Origin of the sequence: Pandoraea sp. ISTKB (genome assembly GCF_001721285.1) — a bacterium.
In the GTDB taxonomy this organism is placed as follows: domain Bacteria; phylum Pseudomonadota; class Gammaproteobacteria; order Burkholderiales; family Burkholderiaceae; genus Pandoraea; species Pandoraea capi.
In genome coordinates, this window is sequence record NZ_MAOS01000041.1 from 66,133 (window position 1) to 75,370 (window position 9,238).

Below are 9,238 nucleotides of genomic sequence, written 5' to 3' on the forward strand. Positions count from 1 at the left end.
TCCCCGCGTTGCGAAAACCCCCGATTGCGACTATATTGGCGCTCATGATTTCAGGCGCCACCCCGGCTCCGGGCCTTCCTCACGCAACGCCACCGCTATGCCGTTTTTCCGCCTTCGCGGCCGGCCATGCCTGCGCGCGTCGCGCGCTGATTCCCTCCCGGTAGTTGCCCGCCTCAGCGGCCGTGTGCGTGTTTGCGCGCAGGCGCTGCCGCCAGACATCAAGAACAATCCCTACGAGATCCCCACAGGAGCAAATCATGGCCGACAAGCTGATCATTTTCGACACGACCCTGCGCGACGGTGAGCAGTCGCCGGGCGCGTCAATGACGCGCGACGAGAAGATCCGCATCGCCCGCCAACTGGAGCGTCTGCGCGTGGACGTCATCGAAGCCGGCTTCGCCGCCAGCTCGAACGGCGACTTCGAATCGATTCGGGCCATCGCCGGCATCGTCAAGGACAGCACCGTATGCTCGCTGGCCCGTGCCAACGACCGTGATATTGCCCGCGCCGCCGAAGCGCTCAAGGGGGCGAATTCGTCGCGTATCCACACGTTCATCGCCACGTCGCCGCTGCACATGGAGAAGAAGCTGCGCATGACGCCGGATCAGGTGTTCGAGCAGGCGAAGCTCGCGGTGCGCTATGCACGTCAGTTCACGGACAACATCGAATTCTCGCCGGAAGACGGTAGCCGCTCGGATCTGGATTTCCTGTGCCGCGTGCTCGAAGCCGTGATCAACGAAGGCGCGACGACCATCAACGTGGCCGATACTGTTGGCTACGGCGTGCCGGAGCTCTACGGTCAACTCGTGCGTACGCTGCGCGAGCGCGTGCCCAACTCGGACAAGGCGGTCTGGTCGGTGCACTGCCACAACGACCTCGGCATGGCCGTGGCGAACTCGCTGGCCGGCGTGCAACTGGGCGGTGCGCGTCAGATCGAGTGCACGATCAACGGTCTGGGCGAGCGCGCGGGTAACACGTCGCTCGAAGAAGTCGTGATGGCGCTCAAGACCCGCAAGGATTACTTCGGTCTGGATCTGGGCATCGACACGACGCAAATCGTGCCGGCCTCGAAGCTCGTCTCGCAAATCACCGGTTTCAACGTGCAGCCGAACAAGGCGGTCGTGGGGGCGAATGCCTTCGCCCACGCGTCGGGCATCCACCAGGACGGCGTGCTCAAGGCGCGCGACACCTACGAAATCATGCGCGCGGAAGATGTGGGCTGGACCGCGAACAAGATCGTGCTGGGCAAGCTCTCGGGCCGTAACGCGTTCAAGCAGCGTTTGCAGGAGCTGGGCATCGAGATGGAGTCGGAGCAGGATGTGAATGCCGCGTTCGCCCGCTTCAAGGAACTCGCCGACCAGAAGGCCGAGATTTTCGACGAAGACATTCTGGCGATCGTCTCGAACGAAGCGCAGGCCGAAGGCGGCGAGCACTTCTACCTCGTGTCGATGGCCCAGCATTCGGAGACGGGCGAGCGCCCGAGCGCACGCGTGGTGTTCACCGCACAGGGCAAGGAGCTGGTCGGTGAGTCGGACGGCAACGGTCCGGTCGACGCGGTGCTCAACGCCATCGAATCGCAGGTCCAGAGCGGCGCCGAGCAACTGCTGTATTCGGTCAATGCCATCACGACGGGTACGCAATCGCAAGGCGAAGTGACGGTGCGTCTGTCGAAGGCGGGTCGTATCGTGAACGGCGTCGGCACGGATCCGGACATCGTCGCCGCATCGGCCAAGGCTTATCTCTCGGCGCTCAACAAGCTGTACTCGAAGGCCGAGAAGCTCAACCCGCAACTCACGCCGTAATGCTGGCAGTGCCACGCGCCTTCGCTGCGCGTGCACGATGATCGAAAGCGCCCGCACCCCGAACGTCAGGGGCGGGCGCTTTTGCTATTTCCGCGCCGGATGCCAGGGGCCGTGAGCCTCTTGCTCGTGGCCCAGCGCAAGGGTGCGTGCCGCGACGATCAGCGCGATGCCCAGCAACGCCAGATCCTTGATCAGAAAGCCGAACGTACCGCTGCGCAGGTCGGGTGTCGTCACAAGGAACGACAGGGTGACGACAAGGGTCAGCGCAACGCCCAGACTGCCCGCAAAACGGACTCGCCAGTTGCCGGTGTATGCCATCGCGAGTGCCGCGCTCAGCTCGAAGATTCCGATGAGGTTCGACACGCTTTGCTTGCTGAAAATGAAATAGAGCCAGCTCAGCAACGGGTGATGGCTGACCAGCGGAAAAATGGCGGTAGCTTCGCGCGCCGTGAACTTGTATGCGCCGTAGCCGAGGAAGATGCAGACGACGCTATAGAGCGCGAAGTGGTACGCGAAGCGCTCAAAACGAAGCGTGGTAGGGCACGACGTGTGTAAGGGGTGCATTGGCGACGGTCCTCCAATGGGTGGGGCTGAGGGATGTCTGCGCTGATGGCTTGGTGGTTTTGGTCGGCCCGGCGCGACGTATAGAGTGCGGTTGCGACCGTCACGCCGAGGCGAGGCAGCCGCGTGATGTGCCCCACGTCGACCTGCCAGCCGGTGGAGCGACTGGCAGGTTGACGCGAAGACTGGCAGGTAGCGGGTTATTGGCCGCGGTAAATATTGTCGAGGTGCGATGCGCTGGGGTAATCACGCTGCATCGCACCCGATGCCGATGCGGTGTCGCCCGTCGCGACACCCGTGGTGCTGGTGGCGCTCGTGACCGATGCAGCGCTCTGCGCCGATTGACGTTCGAGCTTGGCCTGCGCCATCTGAATGTTCGCCGGATAGCGCGTATTGTCGCTGGCAGAGGTGTACCCCACATCGTGCAGCGCCTTGAGTTCGGCGCGGACTTCCGCACGCGTTTTTTCGGCTTGCGGTGCAGCGATGGCGACGCTCGAAGCGGCGATGAGGATGGCGGTCGTGGTGGCGAGGATGGACGTGTTCATGGTGGGTATCTCCAAAAGTGCAATAGGACAAAAGGTTCCGATCAAGCAGCGCGTTGGCTACCGATCGCACCGATTAGTCGGACGGAGATGCCGGATATGACAGCGAGATGCAAAAAAATTTTTAGTCGGGTGTCGAGTCGCTTGCCGACGTTGCGCCGACGTCGCTTTGACCCGACACGATGCGTGTGGCAAGACGCAGCGTCGCGAGTTGCGACGCGTAGGCCCGGCATCCCCGGCAAGCGAGTAGATGGACCCGCAGGCGAACGCGCTGGGCTCGTGTGAGCGACCGGTCGAGTTGCTCGGAGATCGAGCGAGTGGCGGTGGTGCAGTTACCCAATAGCATCGTTCGTCTCCAGACCTTTGGCTGACAGGCAGGTGCGCAAGCGAGTGCGCGCACGGTAAAGCAGCACGCTGCAATGGTTGGCTTCCAGTCCGAGTTCCTGACAGATTTCGGTGATGTCCATTTCGAGCAGCTCGCGCATCGAGAAGACGCGACCGGTGGATTCGGGCAACGCGTTCAGACACCAGTCGAACAATTGCCAGAACTGCTGCCGGGCGACGAGTGTCTCCGGGCGCGGCCACGGGCGTGGACGTGCGTGATCCGTCCAGTGCCCGCTGTCGTTGAACAGTTCGCGGTCGAAGATGGAGTCGTCGCCGGCCTCACCCTCCAGGGCAGACGCGTTGATGGTGCGACGTCGCGCCCGCATCATGTCGATGAGCTTGTTGCGCAAAATCGCGAATACCCACGTTTTGTGCTGAGCGCGCCCCGAGAACGCGTCCGACGACAGGCAGGCCGCCGTCAGGGCGTCCTGAACGACATCTTCAGCGAGATGATCGTCTCGCAACTGAAGCCGGGCAAAGCGCAGCAGGTCGCGGCGCAAGTGGGCCAGATAGGCGGGGTCGAGAGGGGAATTCGCGGGGATAGGGCGCTCTCCTGTGCTCAGAACATGTTGTTATCCCGTTTCTCATGCAGCGGATCCGGGCTGATTTGCGTGGTCTGGACGATGCCGTCCGGATCGAAGTAGAAGTTCATCATCGAAAACCACACGTCGTCCTGCTTGAACCGATATGTCCAGACTTCGCGTTTCATCAGCGGAAATGCCGATGTCTCGACAGGCTCGCCGAAGTGATGCAGGACATCCGTTTTCGTCCACTTGCCGACTTCGACCTTGTTGAACTCGGTCGTCGAGAGTACCTGGGTCGTGCCCAGCAGACGGCCTTGCGCGTCGAAGTCGGCAGCGATCGTTTCCTCACCGAACGGCTTCGTCGGATACAACCAGCGCGTGATGCCCGGCGCGAGCGGGTAGACCTCCTTCGGCTTACCGAGCTGCGCCTGCACGTCGGCCTGCGACGCCATCGGCGTCAGCGTTTGCCAGGCGGGCGTGTAGCACCCGGTCAGGCCTGCGGTGAGCGAGAGCGCCAGCGCACCCGCGCTCAGCCAGCGCACGGGGGCGCTCGCCCCGATGCGCCGGTTCCGGTGGGGGGGGGCCGTGCCGGAAGCGTCGATAGTCGACGCTTTGGAAGGAACAAAGCGGGTGTGAGTACGATACGTCATGGTGGCCCTCGTGGTCGTGGGGAATGGCCCAAAAGGCAGTGCGATGATGGTGCGGTAACCGGGCACTGGCTGTGTCTGGCTAGGATAACGCCCCTGTTCCTTATCGTGGGGGCGCTCGGCTTGCCCGGGGCAGGCGTGGCAGTTATGATTCGCGCCGGGACAGTCCTAGAGGCCTCGATGAAATCTCAAGTCTTGCTTTCGCGTATCTGTGCCGTGGTTTGCACTTTCGGCCTGCTGGCCGCTGCCAGCGTGGCGCATGCGGCGCCGCCGATTCGCCTTGCGCTCATCGAAGGGATGAGCGGGCCGTTCGGTAACGCCGGCGCGATGGTCGAGCGGAATCTGCGGTTCGCCATCGATCGCGTGAATGCGCGGGGTGGCGTGAAGTTGCGCGACGGCGCCCATCCGCTGGAACTGACGGTATTCGACAGCAAAGGGGCGGTCGAGGACAGCCTCGTCCAGCTCAAGGCGGCGGGTGATCTTGGCATTCCCTTTGTGCTCCAGGGCAACAGTTCGGCGGTAGCGTCGGCGCTGATCGATGCCGTTAACAAACGCAACGCGCGTGAGCCGGGGCAGCGCATGCTGTTCTTCAACTACTCGGCCGTGGACACCGCGCTGACCAACGAGCAGTGCAGCTTCTGGCATTTCGCGTTCGACGCCAATGCCGCCATGCGCATGCAGGCGCTCACCGAAGCCATCAAGGTCGACGACAGCATTCAGAAGATCTATCTGCTCAATCAGGACTACAGCTTCGGGCGTCAGGTCGCCGGGCTGGCGCGTCAGATGATCGGGTCGAAGCGTCCCGATGTGCAGATCGTGGGCGAGCAGTTCAGCCCGGTCGGGAGGGTGAAGGATTTCACGCCGTATCTGGCGCGTATCCGGGCGTCAGGGGCCGATACGGTCGTCACCGGAAGCTGGGGCAACGATTTGACGTTGCTCGTGAAGGCGGCGCGCGAGCAGGGGATGGAGCTCAAGTTCTATACGTTCTACGGCAATGCGCTGGGGGCGCCGGCGGCGCTGGGCGATGCGGGCGTAGGGCGGGTGTACGCGGTCGCCGAATGGCATCCGAATGTGGGTGGCGAGGCGTCTGACGCGTATTACAAGGCGTTCCGGGCGCGCTATCCGGAAGCGCGCGACGACTATCCGTTGCTGCGCATGAGCGTGATGATCGACATGATTGCCGCCGCGCTGGAGCAGGCGGGCACGACCGACGTGACGACGGTGGCGCGTGCGCTCGAGAATCGCCGGGTCCGCGAGGCGCCGGCCGATGCGTGGATGCGGGCGAACGACCACCAGATGATCGAGCCGCTGTACGTGTCGGTGATGCGTCGTGCGGGCGAGCCGGGGGTGAAATTCGACAACGAAGGCTCGGGCTATGGCTTCCGGACCGTGATGGAACTGCCCGCGAACAAGGTGGCGCTGCCGAGTACCTGCCGGATGGCGCGTCAGCGCTGATCGAGAGCGTGGCCTCCCGGGTAAGCGGCAAACCGTCGATTTGTCGTAAATTTCGGGATAATCCGGGGGATTTTTAAGGATTGTTCTTGGGGTTTCCCGGTTTGCAAGGCCCTGATGGCGCCTTGCGCCCCGTCTGCTGCGGCACAGCGTGGAAAAAAGTGGCGTCGTAAAGCCAGTTCCCGTATAATCGCGCACTTGCAGTTTTGTTTATGTACGGCAACGTACATGTTTTTGTAAGTTCACGGCACGGCCATTCTTCCGTGACCGCGTGTATCCAAAGGAAAGAAAATGTCGAACGCAGATATCAAGAAGTCGGACGTCGTGGCGCAATTCGCCCGCGCCGCCAATGACACCGGCTCCCCCGAAGTTCAGGTTGCGCTGCTGACCACGCGCATCAACGAACTGACCCCGCACTTCAAGGCACACATGAAGGATCACCACAGCCGCCGCGGTCTGCTGCGCATGGTGAGCCGTCGTCGTAAGCTGCTCGACTACCTCAAGGGCAAGGATGCAGACCGCTACCGCGCCCTGATCGAGAAGCTGGGCCTGCGTAAGTAAGCGATTACGATTACGACAAGATGCCTGTATCAGCGTGCTGATGCAGGCATTTTGTTTTTGGGCGGTGCCCGATCGATGTCCTGAGCGTAGGTTTGGGGCGTGTCGATCCGGTGATTGTCGCGGGCTTCGGTGACGATAACGGTCACGCAAACGCTTGCGAAATACCCGTCTGATTGTCCGGTATTACCCAGTTTATGGGGCCTCGTCGGCAAGCAGGGCTTGTGTCATTCCAGGGTCGTCTCAGCGCACGCGGTCGCACTGAGCACCGGACTACGCTGGAATGGCATAACACTCCCCCCTGTAAGGCGTCGGGATCACCCCGGCAGCGATATCGCGCCGCTGCTGCATTCGCGCGATTCGATATAGGAGTGCAAATGTTCAATAAAGTCGTCAAGTCTTTCCAATGGGGACAAAACACGGTTCGTATGGAGACCGGTGAGATTGCTCGCCAGGCATCCGGCGCCGTGCTCGTCGACATGGACGATACCGTCGTGCTCGCCACGGTCGTGGGCGCGAAGAAGGCCAAGGCTGGCCAGGATTTCTTCCCGCTGACCGTCGACTATCTGGAAAAGACTTACGCCGCCGGTAAGATCCCGGGTGGCTTCTTCAAGCGTGAAGGCCGTCCGTCGGAAAACGAAACGCTGACGTCGCGCCTGATCGACCGTCCGATCCGCCCGCTGTTCCCGGAAGGCTTCTACAACGAAGTCCAGGTCGTGGTGCAAGTCGTCTCGCTGAACCCGGAAGTGCCGGCTGACATTCCGGCCCTGATCGGCGCATCGGCCGCGCTCGCCATCTCGGGTCTGCCGTTCAACGGCCCGGTCGGTGCCGCGCGCGTTGCCTACGTCGACAGCCAGTACGTGCTGAACCCGTCGCGCGAGCAGATCGCCAAGTCGAAGCTCGACCTGGTCGTCGCCGGCACGGAACAAGCCGTGCTGATGGTGGAATCGGAAGCGCAAGAGCTGCCGGAAGACGTGATGCTCGGCGCCGTGGTGTTCGGCCATGAGCAAATGCAAACGGCCATCAACGCCATTCACGACCTCGTGCGTGACGGTGGCAAGCCGGAGTGGGACTGGGCGCCGGCCGCCAAGAACGACGCGCTGATCGCACAAGTGAGCGAGCTGGCCGAAGGTTCGCTGCGCACCGCTTATCAAACGCGTGAAAAGCAAGCGCGTACGCAACAACTGCGTACCGTGAGCACGGACGTCATCGCCAAGCTGGGCGAAGCCGCTGCCGCCAAGGGCGAAGCTGCGCCGGACGACATCGAAGTCGGCAACATCCTGTTCGATCTGGAAGCCAAGATCGTGCGTAGCCAGATCCTGGCTGGCGAGCCGCGTATCGACGGCCGCGACACGCGCACCGTGCGTCCGATCACGATCCGCACCGGCGTACTGCCGCGTGCTCACGGCTCGGCCCTGTTCACGCGTGGTGAGACGCAGGCCCTCGTGGTTGCCACGCTGGGTACCAAGAGCGACGAGCAGATCATCGACGCGCTGCAAGGCGAGTACCGTGATCGCTTCATGCTGCACTACAACTTCCCGCCGTTCTCGACGGGTGAAACCGGCCGCGTGGGCTCGCCCAAGCGTCGCGAAATCGGTCACGGCCGTCTGGCCAAGCGCGCACTGGTGGCTTGCCTGCCGGGCGCCGACGATTTCGGCTACACCGTGCGTGTCGTGTCGGAAATCACGGAATCGAACGGTTCGTCGTCGATGGCTTCGGTCTGCGGCGGTAGCCTCGCCATGATGGACGCCGGTGTGCCGATGACCTCGCCGGTCGCCGGTATCGCGATGGGCCTGATCCTCGACGGCAACAAGTTTGCCGTGCTGACCGATATTCTCGGCGACGAAGATCACCTGGGCGACATGGACTTCAAGGTGGCAGGTACGTCGAATGGCGTGACCGCACTGCAGATGGACATCAAGATCCAGGGCATCACGAAGGAAATCATGCAGGTCGCGCTGGCGCAAGCCAAGGAAGGCCGCCTGCACATCCTCGAAAAGATGACGGAAGCGCAGTCGGGCGTTCGTACCGAGCTGTCGGAATTCGCGCCGCGCATGGTCACCATCAAGATCAATCCGGAAAAGATCCGCGACGTGATCGGCAAGGGTGGCTCGGTGATCCGCGCGCTGACGGAAGAGACGGGCACGAGCATCGACATTTCGGACGATGGCGTGGTCACCATCGCCAGCCCGAGCGCCGAAGGCATTGCCGAAGCCAAGCGTCGTATCGAGCTGATCACCGTGGAAGTCGAAGTGGGTCAGGTCTACGACGGCACCGTGCTCAAGCTGCTCGAGTTCGGCGCGATCGTCTCGGTGCTGCCGGGTAAGGACGGTCTGCTGCACATCTCGGAAATCGCCAACGAGCGCATCAAGGACATCAACGAGTACGTCAAGGAAGGTCAGGCCGTGCGCGTGAAGGTGATCCAGCAAGACGACAAGGGTCGTCTGCGTCTGTCGCACAAGGCGCTGACCGATGAAGAGAAGCAAGGTGGTCCGCTGCTCGTCAAGCGTGAAGGCGACGCTCAGTAAGCAGGGTATCGGCATGACGCAGGGCGGTGTGTAGCTGTGCCGCCACTGCCGAAAGCAAAACGGCGACTCGAATGAGTCGCCGTTTTTTCATCTTTCGCACGGATTCGCAAAATAATGCGGAAAAAATGCGGGAAGGGTATTTACAGGAAATGGGTTTGTCATTAGAATCTCATTTCTCTGTTCGGGGGGTATAGCTCAGCTGGGAGAGCGCTTGCATGGCATGCAAGAGGTCAGCGGTTC

General features: G+C 62.3%; 9 protein-coding genes. 4 read left to right on the forward strand and 5 right to left on the reverse strand.

Annotation, left to right across the window (positions count from 1 at the left end; all coding sequences use genetic code 11):
* The first annotated feature begins 257 nt into the window (after nt 1–257).
* Nucleotides 258–1,802 (forward strand): 2-isopropylmalate synthase, encoded by a 1,545-nt coding sequence (locus tag A9762_RS16610; RefSeq protein ID WP_069343115.1) that lies wholly within the window; start codon nt 258–260, stop codon nt 1,800–1,802.
* An 84-nt stretch (nt 1,803–1,886) separates the two neighbouring features.
* Here the strand turns inward: A9762_RS16610 and A9762_RS16615 are convergent, their stop codons facing one another.
* The 5 genes from A9762_RS16615 to A9762_RS16630 all read right to left on the reverse strand — a co-directional run bounded on the left by A9762_RS16615 (nt 1,887) and on the right by A9762_RS16630 (nt 4,463).
* Nucleotides 1,887–2,366: a DUF417 family protein gene (locus A9762_RS16615; RefSeq protein ID WP_083253999.1), complete on the reverse strand. Its 480-nt coding sequence runs from the start codon at nt 2,364–2,366 to the stop codon at nt 1,887–1,889.
* A gap of 197 nt (nt 2,367–2,563) precedes the next feature.
* Nucleotides 2,564–2,908 carry a DUF4148 domain-containing protein gene (locus A9762_RS16620; protein ID WP_069343116.1) on the reverse strand — a complete coding sequence of 115 codons (345 nt, stop codon included), beginning with the start codon at nt 2,906–2,908 and terminating at the stop codon, nt 2,564–2,566.
* 121 nt (nt 2,909–3,029) lie between these two features.
* Entirely contained in the window at nt 3,030–3,251 is a 222-nt protein-coding gene (locus A9762_RS28180; protein WP_083254000.1) for a zf-HC2 domain-containing protein, read from the reverse strand.
* Complete coding sequence (locus tag A9762_RS16625) at nt 3,238–3,831, reverse strand: sigma-70 family RNA polymerase sigma factor (protein ID WP_069343117.1); 594 nt, start codon at nt 3,829–3,831, stop codon at nt 3,238–3,240. Before A9762_RS16625 ends, A9762_RS28180 begins: the two co-directional genes overlap by 14 nt.
* Before the next feature lie 17 nt (nt 3,832–3,848).
* Nucleotides 3,849–4,463, reverse strand: coding sequence for a hypothetical protein (locus A9762_RS16630; RefSeq protein WP_240493595.1), 615 nt, complete (start codon nt 4,461–4,463; stop codon nt 3,849–3,851).
* Nucleotides 4,464–4,640: 177 nt separating this feature from the next.
* Between A9762_RS16630 and A9762_RS16635 the strand changes: the two genes are divergently transcribed.
* The 3 genes from A9762_RS16635 to pnp all read left to right on the forward strand — a co-directional run bounded on the left by A9762_RS16635 (nt 4,641) and on the right by pnp (nt 8,998).
* Complete coding sequence (locus A9762_RS16635) at nt 4,641–5,915, forward strand: branched-chain amino acid ABC transporter substrate-binding protein (RefSeq protein ID WP_069343118.1); 1,275 nt, start codon at nt 4,641–4,643, stop codon at nt 5,913–5,915.
* A 288-nt stretch (nt 5,916–6,203) separates the two neighbouring features.
* A complete protein-coding gene (gene rpsO / locus A9762_RS16640) occupies nt 6,204–6,473 on the forward strand; it encodes a 30S ribosomal protein S15 (RefSeq protein ID WP_039397648.1) in 270 nt (89 codons plus the stop codon).
* A 368-nt stretch (nt 6,474–6,841) separates the two neighbouring features.
* The gene (gene pnp / locus A9762_RS16645) at nt 6,842–8,998 is read left to right on the forward strand and encodes a polyribonucleotide nucleotidyltransferase (RefSeq protein WP_069343119.1); all 2,157 of its coding nucleotides are present in this window, start codon (nt 6,842–6,844) and stop codon (nt 8,996–8,998) included.
* The last annotated feature ends 240 nt before the right edge of the window (nt 8,999–9,238 follow it).

What these genes read in the sequence shown, in the direction of transcription:
- A9762_RS16610 (WP_069343115.1), top strand. Translation starts at nt 258, where the DNA reads ATGGCCGACAAGCTGATCATTTTCGACACGACCCTGCGCGACGGTGAG.
- A9762_RS16615 (WP_083253999.1), bottom strand. Translation starts at nt 2,366, where the DNA reads ATGCACCCCTTACACACGTCGTGCCCTACCACGCTTCGTTTTGAGCGC.
- A9762_RS16620 (WP_069343116.1), bottom strand. Translation starts at nt 2,908, where the DNA reads ATGAACACGTCCATCCTCGCCACCACGACCGCCATCCTCATCGCCGCT.
- A9762_RS28180 (WP_083254000.1), bottom strand. Translation starts at nt 3,251, where the DNA reads ATGCTATTGGGTAACTGCACCACCGCCACTCGCTCGATCTCCGAGCAA.
- A9762_RS16630 (WP_240493595.1), bottom strand. Translation starts at nt 4,463, where the DNA reads ATGACGTATCGTACTCACACCCGCTTTGTTCCTTCCAAAGCGTCGACT.
- A9762_RS16635 (WP_069343118.1), top strand. Translation starts at nt 4,641, where the DNA reads ATGAAATCTCAAGTCTTGCTTTCGCGTATCTGTGCCGTGGTTTGCACT.
- rpsO (WP_039397648.1), top strand. Translation starts at nt 6,204, where the DNA reads ATGTCGAACGCAGATATCAAGAAGTCGGACGTCGTGGCGCAATTCGCC.